Source organism: Sphingopyxis sp. LARHCG72 (assembly GCF_052871675.1).
This window is the reverse complement of sequence record NZ_JBIXJU010000001.1, coordinates 690203-704689: the sequence shown is the minus strand read 5'-3', so window position 1 is coordinate 704689 and position 14487 is coordinate 690203. Positions and strand designations below refer to the sequence as shown.

The window sequence follows — 14487 nt, the reverse complement described above, 5'->3', positions numbered from 1 at the left end:
CTCGCACGGGGGGCGAGACTCGCGCCTTAGGAGGCGGAACTTATATCATTTTCCGCAAATGCAACATCGCGGGCCGGATATCGGGACTTATCGCTTGCCGAGATCGCCCTTGCCGACCGTCCCCGACGCCATCTCCAGCATCCGGTCGAGGCTCTTGCGCGCGGCGAGGCGAAGCCCCTCCTCCATCTCGATCTGCGGCTTGAGGTCGCGCAGCGCGAGATAGAGTTTCTCCATCGTGTTGAGCGCCATATAGGGGCAGATGTTGCAGTTGCAGTTGCCGTCCGCGCCGGGCGCGCCGATGAAATTCTTCTCGGGCAGCGCAAGCTCCATCTGGTGGATGATGTGCGGCTCGGTCGCGACGATCAGCGTGTCGCCGGGGAAGCTTTTCGCGAATTGCAGGATGCCGCTGGTCGACCCGACATAGTCGGCATGGTCGACGATGTGCGGCGGGCATTCGGGGTGCGCGGCGACGGGAGCGCCCGGATGCTGCGCCTTGAGCTTCAGGAGCTCGGTTTCACTGAACGCCTCGTGCACGATGCACACGCCGGGCCACAGCAGCATCTCGCGCCCGAACTTGCGGTTGAGATAGCCGCCGAGATGGCGGTCGGGGCCGAAGATGATCGGCTGGTCCTCGGGAATCTGGCTGATGATCGTCTCGGCGCTCGACGAGGTGACGATGATGTCGGAGAGCGCCTTCACCGCGGCCGAGCAATTGATGTAGGTCAGCGCGATATGGTTCGGGTGCGCCTCGCGGAAGCGTTTGAACTGTTCGGGCGGGCAGCTGTCCTCGAGGCTGCAGCCCGCGTCCATGTCGGGCAGGATGACGGTCTTTTCGGGGCTGAGGATCTTTGCGGTCTCGGCCATGAACTTGACGCCGCAAAAGGCGATGACATCGGCGTCGGTGTCGGCCGCCTTGCGCGACAGTTCGAGCGAATCGCCGACGAAATCGGCGAGATCCTGAATCTCGGGCTTCTGGTAATAATGCGCAAGGATGACGGCGTTGCGCTCCTTGCGGAGGCGCTCGATTTCGGCGCGCAGGTCGAGGCCCGAGAGATTCTCGCGAACGGGAGCAGTCATGGCGTTTCCTTATATGGCTTTTGCCTTGGCGCACCCCCTACACCGCCGCCCGCGGGAGGGCAATTCGGCTATCGACCGGCAAGCTGCTCCGCGAGCGCGATGACAGGGGGCGTCATCGCCAACAGCGATATGGCGACGCGCGTCGCAATGACAACCGCACCGATCGCCCATGTCGCCGGATGCACCGCGCCGCGCGTCCGCCGGTCATAGGCCGCGACGATCGCGACGACCGCCAGCTGGCACAGCGCCACCGCCGGCTCCGCCCAGGGTCCCATCAACGGAATCGGGAGCAGCCGTCCCAGCGCGGGTTCGAGGATCACGATCGTCGCCCCGATCATCAGCCGCCGGTGCCAGTCGGTCGCGCCGCGCCGCCGGATCGCCCACGCGACCATCGCGCCGAATACCAGCGACTCGGTCACCGTCAGCGCGAGGAAATAGGGCGGCGTGAAAAAGGGCGGGAAGCGGTTCAGCACCAGCGACGCGATGCCGGTGAAAATGCCGAGGCAGGTAATGAAGATCGCGAGGAGCCCGCCGATCCGCCCAAGTTGGCGATGCCGCGCCAGATTGTCACGCGACACAAGCGTCGGCTGCGCGATCAGCAGCGCGAGCCACGCGAGCATCGCGACGCCGTGGACATGGACCCAAAAGGGCGCCGCGACCGGATCTACAAAGCCCCGCAGCGCGAATTGCAGGAAACCGAAGACGATGAAGATCGCGAGGCCGATCGCCATGCGATGCCAGAAAAGTTCGGCGCGCGCGGCGCCCCCCGCTGTCGTAGCCATGCCCTGTTTCCCCTGCCCGACCCGGGCCGAAGAATAGCACCGCACCAAAGATACGGAAGCCGGGTTTTACCCAGTCGGGGCGTCGGCGAAGCGCGCGGTCACCTTGGCGTCGATACCGGCGGCTTTCAGCGGCATTGCAAAGCTCTGCTCGACCGCGGTGCGCGCCGCGCCCTGCGCGAGGCGCATCGGGGTCGCCCCCTTCGCCTGCGCGATCAGTTCCTCCTGTGCACGCTTGCGATTGGCGGCGTCGAGCGTGCGTTCGGCATCGGTCAGGGTCAGCAATATCTCGCCGTCGCGATATTCGCTGATCGCGTCGATATCGATTTCGGGCCCAGCGAGCCGCAGCGGCGGCAAGGTGACGGTCAGCGCACTGGTCGCCGCATCCCAATCGAGGTCCGATTGCCTGAGCTTGCCGAGATCCAGCTCATAGCGGACCGTGCCCGGCATGATCAGCGTCTTCTTCGCGCTCAGCCCCATCCGGCTCTGCGTCGAGGTCACCACCGCGACATAGCGCGCGGTGAAAGGCACGAGCACATTCTGTTCCTGGAGGCCCTGCAGGCTCGCGGCGACGACGGTTTCGGGGTCGTAACCCTTTTGCCAGTCCTGCCATGCCGCGACCGCCCACCAGACGGCGACGAGCAGCAGCGCCGCGGCGGCGAGCAGGACGAGACGGGGGGCGAGGCGAGCGGGGGAGGTGGTCATGGTGTCGTATAATCCGAACAATCGGGCGCCGGCCGGTCCATTTCATAGCGCGACGTCGCGGGGTTATAGCGCAGCGTACGTTCATAACTGCACTCGGGGTCTTTCGCGTGGACGAGGTCCGCCGCCTTGAGCCGCAGTCCGCCATTGTCCTGCGACCGGCGCGCAGTGCGCGGGTAGGCGGTCGCCACCGCGCGATAGGTCAGCGCGGGGAGCTCGCCCGCCTCTGCAAGCCCGGCGGACAGCGTGCCGGTGAAATTATACTCGTCGTGGCAGGCGTCGCGCCGATCCTTCATCGCCTGTTCCGAAAAACAGGCGCGGATCATCAGCGAGCTGTCCCACACGACATCGAGCACCTCGTCGCCGACGCGCATGTTCGATGGTGTCGTATCGAGGCGCAGCAGGTGCAGCCGGCTGCCGTTACCGCCGCCGCCCGAATACATCGCCGTTTGACTGGTCACGACCCCCATCAGATATTGGCGCGCATCGGTAGAGGCGTCACCGTGCGGCGGCACGGCGATCAGATATGGCCAGAGGTCGAGCGACTGACCGTCATCGCGGCTGTACGGGAGCGGCAGATCGCGCACATCGTCGGTCATCGGCGCCGTCAGGACGAGCGCGCCATCGGCCTCGCCCGCTTTTGCCGGCGCGGGCAGGTCGAGGCACAGGCTCTTGTCGGGAAGGCATTTCCGGTCGCCCTCGCCTGCCACCAGCGCGATGACGACGGGATCGGACACGGCGGCGGGCTGCGCGGCGGCGATCAAAAGCGGAAGCAGCATCAGGCGAGCGTCCATTCATCGTTTTGAACGCGCACGGCGCCGCGCGTCTGGAGGTCGATCAGATGCGCGAGCACCGAGCGGCCGGCGGCGCCATTGAGTCGCGGGTCGAGCCCCTTGTACATATGCTTCACCATCTCGGGGATGACGCGTGTCCCCTTTTCGAGTTCGCGCAAGATCTGCCGCTCGCGCTGCTTGCGGTGGCCGAGCATCCCGCGCACGAGCTGCCGCGGCTTGGTCACCGCGGGGCCGTGCGCCGGATAATAGACGCGGTCCTCGCGGTCATAGAGTTTCGAGAGGCTGGCCATATAGGCGGCCATGTCGCCGTCGGGCGGGCTGACGACGCTGGTCGACCACGCCATGACATGATCGCCGGTGAACAGCGCGCCGCTTTCGACGAGCCCGAAGCAGAGATGGTTCGACGTATGCCCGGGGGTCGCGACCGCCTCGAGCGTCCAGCCGTCGCCCGAAATCCGCTCGCCGTCGGCGAGGACGCGGTCGGGGGCATAGTCGGGATCGAACGCCGAATCGGCGCGGGGGCCATCGTCGGACAGCGCCAGCGGCGCGCAGCCGATGATCGGGGCGCCGGTCGCTTCCTTCAGCGGCGCGGCGGCGGGCGAATGGTCGCGGTGGGTGTGGGTGCAGAGGATCGCGGCGACGCGCTGGCCTTCGATCGCGCGCAGGATCGCATCGACATGCCCCGTGCCGTTGATGTCGGCAGGGTCGCCGATGCTGAGGCCCGACCCGGTGGGGCCCGGATCGATCACCGCGACGTCGCTACCCGCGCCGACGATCCATGTCTGGGTGCCGGTGAAGGTATAAGGCGACGGGTTCGGCGCGAGCACACGGCGCACCAGCGGCTCATGCTGTTCGCAGTCGCCGGCGCGGATGCTGTCGGGCCAGGGCTTTTCTTCGCTCATGCCGCCCATGTGGCATCGCAAGGGGCGAAGGAAAAGACATGCGCGTCAAAAAGAGGGGGCGTGAAAAAGGGAGCGACATACGTCACTCCCTTTCCCCGCCCCTGCCGCCGGCCCCACCGGGGAGCAAAGACCGGCGTCGAAGCTGCTCGGGCTAATTGCCCGATTTCTCTATCTCGGCGATCGCCTTGTCGAGGTCGGCGGCGACCTTCGTGCGCATGTCTTCGGACAGGGTGCGCGCACGTTCGCCTTCGGCGAAGGCTTCGCGCGCCTTCTTCAGCGCCGACAGCCGCGCTGCCTTGGCTTCGGGGCCGTCGCTGCACGCGAACATCATGACGTGGCTGCGCTTGTTGCCGTCGCTTTCGTCGCGGTTGACGATCGGCGCGTTTTGCTTGCTGCCGCATTTGCCCATGACGAACGCCTTGCCGTCCATCGTCCAGGCGCGAACGGGCATGGGCGGGATCGGGGGCATCGGCGGCATCGGTGCCATGGCGGTGCGAAGGCGCTCCCTGCGCTTGGCTTCGAGCTTGTCGGCGATCGCCTCGGCGCGCTTGCCGGTGACGCCCTGTTCCTTGAGCGTGGCGATGACATCGTCGCGCGACAGGCCGCCGTGCGAACGGATCTCGATGCGACGCATCTTGTCCTTGCCGTCGGCGGGGGCGAACATCACCGTGGGCGCCTTGCCTTCGCCATCGCCGTCGCGGCGGATGACGATGCGGTGCACTTCGCGCTTCTTCTTTCCATCGTCGGTCGCGGTATCGTCGCGCTGTTCGGTGAAGACCATCACGCCGGGCGCGTCGGGGGCTGCGAGCGCCTCGGGCGGCGGCGGTGCGTCGGGAGCGGGCGGCGCCGCGGGGACATCGGCGGTCTGGGCCCTTGCCACCACGATCCCCGCGGGGACGAGCGTCGCGGTCGCGCCAAGTACCGCGAGCGTCGCGCTGCCGATCAGCAACCGGCCGACCAGCCCGCGTTTTTTCGAAATATCCTGCCTCATCAACATTGTGAGCCTCTCCTGCAGATTATCGTGGACCGCCATCGGCGCGGCGAGCGACAGGCGCGGGCCGACCGCCGCCTTGACGATCGCGGTCGCATAGCGCGCGGTGCGCTCGCCCCGTTCGTCCTGGTCGGCCATCGTCAGCACGCGCGCATCGCATGCGGCTTCCTGGTCGAAACGAAAGGCGCGGATGGCGCGCCAGGCAAAGGGATTGAACCATTGCGCGGCGAGCAGCACGAGCGCCGCGCTATTCGCCCACAGATCGCCGTGGCGGTGATGCGACAGCTCATGGTCGATCGCCAGCGCGCGCTCCTCGGCGACATAACGCGCGAAGAAATCATGCGGCACGGCGACGTAGCGCCGCCACAGCCCGAACGCGACCGGACCGTCGACCGCGTCGGACATCACCAGCCGGATCGTGCCGATCGGTTCGAGTTCGACCGCATCGCCCAGCACTTCGCGGCGAAAACGCTGGTGCGACACGAGCGCAGTGACCAGCACGGCCGCCATTCCCGCCGCCCACAGGGCGAAGAAGACCGGGATCAGCTCGGCCAGCGACCAGAGCGGCTCGGCCGCCGCCGCGGGCGCCGCGACCGGCAGTCCTTCGGGCACCATCACGACCGCTTCGGTCATCGGCGCGGGCATGATCACGATGGGATCGGCGAAGGGCAAGGGCGGCAGCACGAGCCGCAGCGCGGGCACCGCCCACAGGGCATAGGTCAGCCGCGGACCAAAATGGCGCGCGAAGGGCTTGCGAATGATCAGGACGAGGAGGACGAGGAGGCCCGTGGTGACGAGCGTATCGGCCCATGCCTGAAGCAGCATTGCGGGGCTCATGACTTGAGCCTCTTCAAAAGCGCCTCGATCTCGGCGATGTCGGTGTCGGTCAGCGCCTCGCGATCGGCGAGGTGCGCGATCAGTGGGCTGACGCGGCCCCCGAACAGGCGGTCGACGAAGCGCTGCGATTCCTCGCCGACGGCGTCGGCGCGTTCGATCGCGGGGCTATAGAGATAGCGCCGGCCGTCGGCTTCGGCGGTGACCGCGCCCTTCTGGACCAGCCGTGCGAGCAGCGTCTTCACCGTCGCCTGCGTCCAGCCGTTGACCTTGCCGATGCGCGAGGTCAGGTCGGCGGCGGTCTGCGGGGCTTCGTCCCACAGTGCCGACAGCACCTGCATCTCCGACTCGCTTGCTCGTTCTGCCATGCGAACCCCTCCCATTGGCATCGCCTGTCTGCGATACGACTACAGATGTAGTCAATGGGCTGAACGCTTGCTGAACGAAGCTGAACGGCAAAGTGTCGGGATTTTTGACAATGCGCGCGCGCGGTAAGGAATCGCTAACCAGCGTCTCGCGCCGGAATCCGCGTGGGCGCCAGATTGGCACGGCAATTGTATATTGTCTTATGTTCCCGAGTGTTCCGCTCAATGGAGCGGTGGGGGACATCAGTCTGGTCCCTGATGTCCCCTGCCCCCACCCGGGAAATCCCCACTTGCCCCCGATGCTGACGGGGGGCGGAGCGGCCGAAAGGCCCCGCCCCCCGGAGGCTTTTATTTGCACCGGGCGTGCGGCGTCATTCGGCCTTCAGATAAACCTCGTCCCATAGCTCGACGCGGCCATCCTGATCGAAAGTCAGGAGGAGCATGGCCTCGAACCGGTCGACATCGCCATCAAGACGGCGAACCGTGGCCGTCATCGCCAAGACCACCGACCTGCCGTCGACGACGGCCTGCCGCACGTCATAGTCGATAGCCGCAATCGTCGCGCGAAAGCCGTCGAGGAAAGCCAGATAGGCGGGGTGATCGGCGGGATGCGTACGTCCGTTCGCACGAACGGTGAAGGCTGCGGCGAATTTCTCGGCGATCTCCGCCTCGCCCAGACAGGCGTCATGCCGGAGGTGGCGCCGGTTCCAGTCGAGGAGATCGAGCGCCAGTCGATGGCTATTCATAAGCTGTCCATTTCTGGCGCCGCGGCGTTTCACCGGGCGCGTACACGGGCGCTCGCGACTGCGCGAACGACGGATTCGCCCGAAATGCCATGCAAGCCGGTCCGGAAATGATCCGGGCGCCCGGAACCGAACAGCCTATTCGGCGCGCGTCGGAACTCCGTCCATCAGCTGGTGCAGTTCGCCGGCTTCCCACATTTCCATCATGATATCGCTGCCGCCGACAAATTCGCCCTTCACGTAAAGCTGGGGGATCGTCGGCCAGTCCGAAAATTCCTTGATGCCCTGGCGGACTTCCATGTCCTGGAGCACGTCGACCGTGTCATATTCGATGCCGAGCCGGTCGAGCATCGCGATCGCGCGCGAGGAAAAGCCGCACTGCGGGAACAGCGGCGTGCCCTTCATGAACAGCAGCACGGGGTTGTCGGCGACCAGCTTGGCAATGCGGTCGTGGGTGGTCGGGTCGGTCATCGTCAGTCTCCGGGCGGGCGCGCCGTCGCGCCGCAAATATATATGGCCCCTATGAAGGGACGGCGGTGGTCAATTGCAAGGCATGAAGTTCGCCGCCCATGCGTCCGCCGAGCGCGGCATAGACCGCCTTGTGCTGCGCAACGCGCGTCATCCCTTGAAAGGAGGCGCTGACGACATGCGCCGCATAATGATCGTTGTCGCCGGCAAGATCGGTGATCGTCACCTCGGCATCGGGAAAGGCCCCGACGATCATCGCCCGCAAATCTTCCTCGCGCATACCCATCTGGATCGCCTCAGTTCTGGTTGTCCATGAACTGACGCCGCGCTTCGGCGGTCTTGTCGTTCAGCACCGCGCGGATTTCGGCGTCGCTGATCTCGACCTGCGCCGCGGTCAGGTCGCCCGCGAGCTTGCGGATGACGTCCTCGTCGCCCGCTTCTTCGAAATCGGCCTGCACCACCGCCTTGGCATAAGCGTCGGTTTCCTCGGGCGTCAGCCCCATGCGTTCGGCCGCCCATTCGCCGACCAGCCGGTTGCGGCGCGCGGTGATCCGGAACTGCACCTCCTGGTCGCGTGCGAATTTCGCTTCATGGGCCCGTTCACGATCGTCAAATGCGCTCATCTTGTCCTCACCGGTTAAGCTGTCCCCCGCAGATAGGTGGCCCGCCCCACCGGCGCAAGCCGCCTGTGCGGCAGATCACTTCCCTTTTTCAGACGAAGGGGTTAGGGTCGCGGCCAAGGGAATGGGTCGTACCGCAGCAACAAAGACTGCACCTTGCCGGACATGCGCCGGCACGGGGCCTTTACGCATGTGTTTGGGGGATTTGGTGATGACCGTTCGACGTCCGCATTTTGTGCCGGTCCTGGCGCTGCTGGCCCTTGCCGCACCCGGGACCGCGCTCGCGCAGGGCACCGATCCGACGCTTCGCGACAGTTTTTCGATCGGCAGCGAAGGCGGCTCGCTGTGCGAAGTGCAGGCCACCGTCCGCGACGGCGTCGTCAAGGGCATGTTCGACCGCGCCTGGACGATCATCTGCCGCGACGCGAGCCAGCCCGTCGGCTATGTCCGCCTGCTCCGCGCCAGCCCCGACGAAGCGCGCGCGCGGATCGCACAGGGCCGCGCCGGCACGATCAGCTGCGCTGCCGGGGGTACGTGCACCGTCCGGGACAGCAATATCGAGTGGACGACGCGGATCGAGAGCGACGGCAGCAACGTCTATAGCGTCGAGGGTTTCGCGGCCTATGGTGACGCGCTGAATATCGCGCTTGAATCGGTGCGCCAGCACAAGATCGTCCCCGGTGTCATCAAGGTCGCGACGACATCGGTCGGCGGCAACGACGGCTTCGCCCGCACGCTTGCCGGGGCGATCGACGTCGACAAGGCGCTGGCCGAGGGATATCGCCGCAACCACAGCGGCGACTATGCCGAAGCCGCCGAATTTTTCGAAGCGCTGTCGCGCCGCACGCTCGAGGAACAGGCCGCCGCCGATATCGACCCGACCGAGTTTACGCTGAATCGCGCGCTGCAACGCTCGAACCTCGGCGAATTTGCGGAAGCCGAGCGGCTGTTCGCCGAGGTCGAGGCCATCCCGACCGGCGATCCCGTCCAGGTCCGCCTGCGCCGCAACTTCCGCGCGATCAACGCGCTGAACCAGCGCGATTACGACGGCGCCGCAAACCTGTTGCGGCAACCCGTCGCGCCGCTGGCGGGCGGCGTGACGGTCGCGGGCGGCGCGGTGACGCTGACCCCCGAAATCGTCGCCGGCGTGAACAGCGGCGCCAACGCCCGCGCGGTCCGCCAGACGGGCGACCGCGAGCGCCTTGCCCCCGCCGAACGCGCGCAGATCATCGATGCGCAGGCGATCCACCTGCTCGGCACCGTCGAACGGCTCCGCGGCAATGCCGAGGCCGCCAAATCGGCGCAGCTCAAGGGCCTGTCGGATGCGCTTGCGGTCCGGCAGGGCCGCGTAACCTCGATCATCCGCCTGCGTTCGCAGATGCTCGGCGAACTCGCGCTCGCCGAAGAAGCGCTGGGCGACAAGGGCGCCGCCGACGCGCGCTTTCGCGAATCGGTCGACGCGCTCGCCATCGAATATCCCGAAACCAACGCGCTCGCCTCGGCGCGCGCGCGTTACGCGGCTTTCCTGACCCGTCAGGGACAGGACGACAAAGCGATCGCCATCTATCGCGAGGTCGTAACCGCGCTCGCGGGGTCGCAGCGTTCGACCACCGGCATGGCCAATATGATGGCGCCCTATTACCGGCTGCTCGCCAGCCGCTCGGCGACCGACGCGACCGCGGCCGGCGAATTTTTCGTCGCCAGCCAGCTACAGGTCCGCCCCGGCGTCGCCGACACGCAGGCGGTGCTGGCGCGCGAATTGTCGAGCGGCAGCGACGACGGCGCGCGGCTGTTCCGCCAGGCGACGACACTGAACCGCGACATCGAACGCGCGCGCATCGAAGACGCGCGCCTTTCGCAGCTTCCCGAATCGGCCGAAATCAACGCGCTGCGCGCCGACATCAAGACCCAGCTGGACAATCTGGCGTTCCAGCAGGCCGAAACCGTCGTGGCGCTGTCGGCCTTCCCGCAATATCGCGTCGTCGCACAGGGCAAGCTCGACCTTGTCGAATTGCAGAAGGTGCTGCGTTCCGACGAAGCCTATCTGAAGATGCTCGTCGTCGGCGACGCGGTCTATGCGATGCTGATCGAACCCGGCAGCGCGCAGCTCTGGAAAGCGGACATCAGCGCCGCGGGCCTCGACACCGCGGTCGATACGATCCGCTCGACCATCTCGATCGTCGAGAGCGGCCGCCGCGTCACCTATCCGTTCGACGCGGCAACGGCGTACAAGCTCTACGGCCAGCTGTTCGGCCCGGTCGCCGCGCGGCTGCCGACGGTGCCGCACCTGATCTTCGAACCCGACGGGGGGATGTTGCGGCTGCCGATCAACCTGCTCGTCACCGCCGACACCGGGCTTGCCGCCTATGAACAGCGGGTGATCGACCCCGACGCCGACCCGTTCGACATGCGCCAGATCGCGTGGCTCGGCCGCACGACACGGCCGAGCACCGCAGTCTCGACGCTGGGTTTCCGCAATGCGCGGCAAGCCGCACCGTCGAAGGCAGCGAACCAATATTTCGGCCTCGGCGAGAATCTGCCGGTGAATGGCAAGCTGCTGCCCTCGACCGGCACCCGCGGCGCGGTCGCGGGCGGCGTCGACAGCGATTGCCTGTGGGACGTGGCGCAATGGTCGCGCCCGATCTCGGCCGACGAGCTGGTCACCGCGCGCAACGCGATGGGCCCGGCGGCGGGCACGCTGCTCACCGGCGGCGCCTTCACCGACACCGCGGTGAAAAACCGCACCGACCTTGGCGACTATCGCATCATCCACTTCGCGACGCACGGCCTTGTCACCGCGCCGCGTCCCGCCTGCCCCGCGCGCCCCGCGCTCGTCACCTCCTTCGGCGGCGGCGATTCGGATGGGCTGCTGACCTTCCAGGAGATTTTCGACCTCAAGATCGACGCCGACCTCGTCATCCTTTCGGCATGCGACACCGCGGGCGCGGCTTCGGTTTCGGCGACGCGCGAAGCCGGGCTGTCCAGCGGCGGCGGCAATGCGCTCGACGGGCTGGTGCGCAGCTTCATCGGCGCCGGCGGCCGGTCGGTGATCGCGAGCCACTGGCCCGCGCCCGACGATTTCGACGCGACCAAGCGGCTGATCGGCGGATTGTTCGCCGCCAACGAAGGGACGAGCGTCGCCGACGCGCTGTGGGGCACGCAGAAGCGCCTGATGGACGACAAGCAGACCTCGCATCCCTATTATTGGGCGGGCTTTGCGATCATCGGCGACGGCGCGCAGCCGCTGCTGCACGGCGCGACGGCGACCGCGGCGACCGCCCGCACTGGAGAGGCCGCCGGCCGCGCCGCCCGCTGACCCGATGAACGCAGCCGAAGCCACCCTTCCCGCGGCGGACACGGCCGTGCCGGACGGCCAGCGGGCCGCCGTGCCGCTGCGCAAGCGCGTGCGCCGGCTGGTCATGCAGCTCGGCCCGTCGCGGATGGCGGCGACGATCGTCTTCCTTGTGATAGCAATGCTCATCGCGCGCTTCAGCTGGCAGATGCCGCTGATCGATGCCGCCGAACGCGCACTCTATGACGCGCGCGCGACGCTGATGGCGCCGCATGTCGAGCAGGACAAGCGCATCACCCTCGTCACCTATAATGACGAGACGCTGTTCAACACCGGCATCCGTTCGCCGCTCGACCGGACAATATTGGCGAACGCGCTCGGCAACCTCGACCAGATGGGGGCGAAAGCGATCGGGATCGATATCGCCTTCGACTCGCCGCGCCCCGACGACGATGTGCTGAAGGCGCAATTGCGGGCGATGCAGACCCCGACCTGGCTCGCCTATGCCGAACAGGCGAGCAACCCGAACACGATCTTTTACGAACAGCAGAAATATCTCGAAGCCTATATCGCCGACGTCGCGACCGCGAAGACGAAGCCGACGAGCGTGCTGTTCCGCACCGACGACGACAGCGTAATCCGCCGCTGGCCCGACCGGCCGAAAAACCTGCCGCCTCTCATGTCGAACGCGCTTGCCCCGGTCGATCCGGCCTATGCGAACTACCAGGGCAATATCCGCTTCCTCGTCCCGGCGCGGGCGGCGAAGGGGCAGGAAGAGCCGGTCTTTGCCAATATCCCGATCGACACTTTCGCGATGCCGATGGATGCCGAAATGCGCGCGGGCTTCGCCGAACTGGTCAAGGGCCGCTATATCCTGATCGGCGGCGACATCATCGACAACGATCAGTTCAACACCCCATTGAGCCGCTTTGTCGACCCGATCACCGGGCAGCATGAAACGATGATCGGGCTCGAAGTCCACGCGCATATGCTGGCGCAGCAGCTCGACAATGCCTGGTCGCGCCCGCTCGCGGGGCCGGCGCTCTGGGTGCTGGCGGTCCTGATCGTGGTGGCGGGCGGGCTGACCAGCCTCATCGATTTGCGCGCGCGCTGGGTGGCGCTCGCCTTCCTCGGTCAAATGGCCTTTTTCGTGGCCTTTCCCTTCTGGCTGCAGGGCCGCGGCGTCGACACGATGACGCTGCCGACCTTTGGCTGGGCGATCGGCTGGCTGTTCGGTTATGCTGCGGTCGGAACCGCGGCGCGCACGATCGGGTCGCGCCAGCGCGCCTTCGCGCAATCGGCGCTCGGCAAATATCTGCCCGCCGACGTCGCGGCGCAGATCATGCGCGATCCCGACCAGCTCTCGCTCCACGGCGAACGGCGCAACATCTTTTGCGTCTTCACCGACCTCGAAGGCTTTACGAAGCTGAGCCACGCGGTGACGCCGGAAACCGTCGCGCGGCTGCTCAACGAATATCTCGACCGGCTGTCCGACATCGTGCTCGAACATGGCGGGACGATCGACAAGTTCGTCGGCGACGCGATCGTCGCTTTCTGGGGGGCGCCGCTGAGCCGCGCCGACGATGGCGAAAGGGCCGCCGCCGCGGCGCTCGCCATGTATCAGGCAGGCGAAAAATATCGCGTCGACCTTGCCGCCGAAGACGTCCCACCGATCGGCATGACGCGCGTCGGGCTGCACGTCGGCGACGCGATCGTCGGCAATTTCGGCGGCGAGGGGCGTATCCAGTACACCGCGCTCGGCGACAGCATGAACACCGCCTCGCGGCTCGAGGCGGCGAACAAGAGCCTGAAGACCGGCGTCCTGATCTCGGCCGAAGCGGCGGCGCGATCGGGCCGCGACGACCTGGTGCCGATGGGACGCGTCACGCTGCGCGGCCGCGCGCAGCCGGTCGACGTCTTCACCCCGCGCCCCGACCTCGACCCCGGCCAGCGCGCGCGCATCGCGGCGCTGGTCGCCGCGCACGGCGGGGGCGACAAAAAAGCCTATGTGACCTGTGCCACAGCAATACAGGCGGATTTCCGTCAGGATGCAGCCATCATGTTTCTGATAGAACGTCTGAACGAGACCAAAGAGGGAGAAAGCTATGTCCTTTCCTGATTTCCGGATGCGCCGCCTCGGCCTCTCCGCCGTCGCCGCCATCGCAGCGGTGACCATCGTCACCGCCGCTGCCGCGCAATCGATGGTCGTCCGCTCGACCGGACCGTCCGCGGCCAAATATCCGACCGGCGCCAAGCTGAAACCCGCCGACAAGCTGACCCTTGTCGCGGGCGACAAGGTCGTCCTGATGCAGGCGGGCAAGACCCGCACCCTGTCCGGCCCCGGCACCTTCGGCGCCACCGGCACCGTGCAGGCCAGCCAATCGCTGGGCGGCAATGTGACGCGGATGCTCGCCAAGGGGCCGACGATGCGATCGCGCGGGGGGTTCACCCGCGGCGACCTGGCGGCACCGGCGCCAGCCGACGTTCGCGCGCCCAATTTGTGGCTGCTCGACTATCGCGAAGGCGGAACCTTCTGCGTCGCCGATCCCGCAACCCTGATGCTGTGGCGCCCCGACATGGAAGGCGACACCGCGCTGGAAATCGAAAGCGCGGGCAAGAAGGCGACCGTCGCAATCGTCGACGGCGCGAATTTCCGCAAATGGCCGACCGACGTGCTGCCGGTGCAATATGGCGCCGACTATCGCCTGTCGGGCGGCGGCCTCGCACGGCCGGTGACGGTGCGCTTCACGTCGATAGACAATGCGCCCGACACGGTCGAGGGATCGATCGAGCTGTTGATGGCCAAGGGCTGCTCGCCGCAGCTCAACCGGCTGGTCGACACGATGTCGGAAGCCGAGGCCGGCTGAACAGCGTGGGTGGGGCGGCCATTGTAACCGCCCTATCCATCTGATATTCATCC

General features: G+C 66.9%; 14 protein-coding genes. 3 read left to right on the top strand and 11 right to left on the bottom strand.

Features of this window, described 5'->3' with window-relative positions:
* Nucleotides 1-87: 87 nt before the first annotated feature.
* From nadA to ACIPPQ_RS03365, 11 genes are all read right to left on the bottom strand, one after another.
* Nucleotides 88-1077, bottom strand: a complete 990-nt coding sequence (gene nadA / locus ACIPPQ_RS03415) for a quinolinate synthase NadA (RefSeq protein ID WP_446542791.1) — start codon at nt 1075-1077, stop codon at nt 88-90.
* Nucleotides 1078-1145: 68 nt separating this feature from the next.
* On the bottom strand, nt 1146-1859 hold the full coding sequence (locus ACIPPQ_RS03410; RefSeq protein ID WP_446542790.1) for an adenylate cyclase: 714 nt from the start codon (nt 1857-1859) through the stop codon (nt 1146-1148).
* A 66-nt stretch (nt 1860-1925) separates the two neighbouring features.
* On the bottom strand, nt 1926-2561 hold the full coding sequence (locus ACIPPQ_RS03405; protein ID WP_446542789.1) for a DUF4230 domain-containing protein: 636 nt from the start codon (nt 2559-2561) through the stop codon (nt 1926-1928).
* Entirely contained in the window at nt 2558-3337 is a 780-nt protein-coding gene (locus tag ACIPPQ_RS03400) for a hypothetical protein (protein WP_446542788.1), read from the bottom strand. The genes ACIPPQ_RS03405 and ACIPPQ_RS03400 overlap by 4 nt, the downstream gene beginning before the upstream one ends.
* Entirely contained in the window at nt 3337-4254 is a 918-nt protein-coding gene (locus tag ACIPPQ_RS03395; RefSeq protein WP_446542787.1) for an MBL fold metallo-hydrolase, read from the bottom strand. The genes ACIPPQ_RS03400 and ACIPPQ_RS03395 overlap by 1 nt, the downstream gene beginning before the upstream one ends.
* Before the next feature lie 151 nt (nt 4255-4405).
* Nucleotides 4406-6082: a M56 family metallopeptidase gene (locus tag ACIPPQ_RS03390; RefSeq protein ID WP_446542786.1), complete on the bottom strand. Its 1677-nt coding sequence runs from the start codon at nt 6080-6082 to the stop codon at nt 4406-4408.
* Entirely contained in the window at nt 6079-6447 is a 369-nt protein-coding gene (locus ACIPPQ_RS03385; protein WP_446542785.1) for a BlaI/MecI/CopY family transcriptional regulator, read from the bottom strand. Before ACIPPQ_RS03385 ends, ACIPPQ_RS03390 begins: the two co-directional genes overlap by 4 nt.
* A gap of 368 nt (nt 6448-6815) precedes the next feature.
* Nucleotides 6816-7190: a nuclear transport factor 2 family protein gene (locus ACIPPQ_RS03380; protein WP_446542784.1), complete on the bottom strand. Its 375-nt coding sequence runs from the start codon at nt 7188-7190 to the stop codon at nt 6816-6818.
* Between the two features lie 135 nt (nt 7191-7325).
* Nucleotides 7326-7658, bottom strand: a complete 333-nt coding sequence (gene grxD, locus ACIPPQ_RS03375; RefSeq protein ID WP_446542783.1) for a Grx4 family monothiol glutaredoxin — start codon at nt 7656-7658, stop codon at nt 7326-7328.
* A 49-nt stretch (nt 7659-7707) separates the two neighbouring features.
* Complete coding sequence (locus ACIPPQ_RS03370) at nt 7708-7941, bottom strand: BolA/IbaG family iron-sulfur metabolism protein (RefSeq protein WP_446542782.1); 234 nt, start codon at nt 7939-7941, stop codon at nt 7708-7710.
* Nucleotides 7942-7951: 10 nt separating this feature from the next.
* On the bottom strand, nt 7952-8278 hold the full coding sequence (locus ACIPPQ_RS03365; protein ID WP_446542781.1) for a DUF1476 domain-containing protein: 327 nt from the start codon (nt 8276-8278) through the stop codon (nt 7952-7954).
* Between the two features lie 208 nt (nt 8279-8486).
* Here ACIPPQ_RS03365 and ACIPPQ_RS03360 point away from each other — a divergent pair, with 208 nt between their 5' ends.
* The 3 genes from ACIPPQ_RS03360 to ACIPPQ_RS03350 are packed head-to-tail and all read left to right on the top strand — an operon-like array spanning nt 8487 to nt 14434.
* A complete protein-coding gene (locus tag ACIPPQ_RS03360) occupies nt 8487-11591 on the top strand; it encodes a CHAT domain-containing protein (RefSeq protein WP_446542780.1) in 3105 nt (1034 codons plus the stop codon).
* A gap of 4 nt (nt 11592-11595) precedes the next feature.
* Nucleotides 11596-13686: a CHASE2 domain-containing protein gene (locus tag ACIPPQ_RS03355; protein ID WP_446542779.1), complete on the top strand. Its 2091-nt coding sequence runs from the start codon at nt 11596-11598 to the stop codon at nt 13684-13686.
* Nucleotides 13673-14434, top strand: a complete 762-nt coding sequence (locus ACIPPQ_RS03350; protein WP_446542778.1) for a hypothetical protein — start codon at nt 13673-13675, stop codon at nt 14432-14434. The genes ACIPPQ_RS03355 and ACIPPQ_RS03350 overlap by 14 nt, the downstream gene beginning before the upstream one ends.
* The last annotated feature ends 53 nt before the right edge of the window (nt 14435-14487 follow it).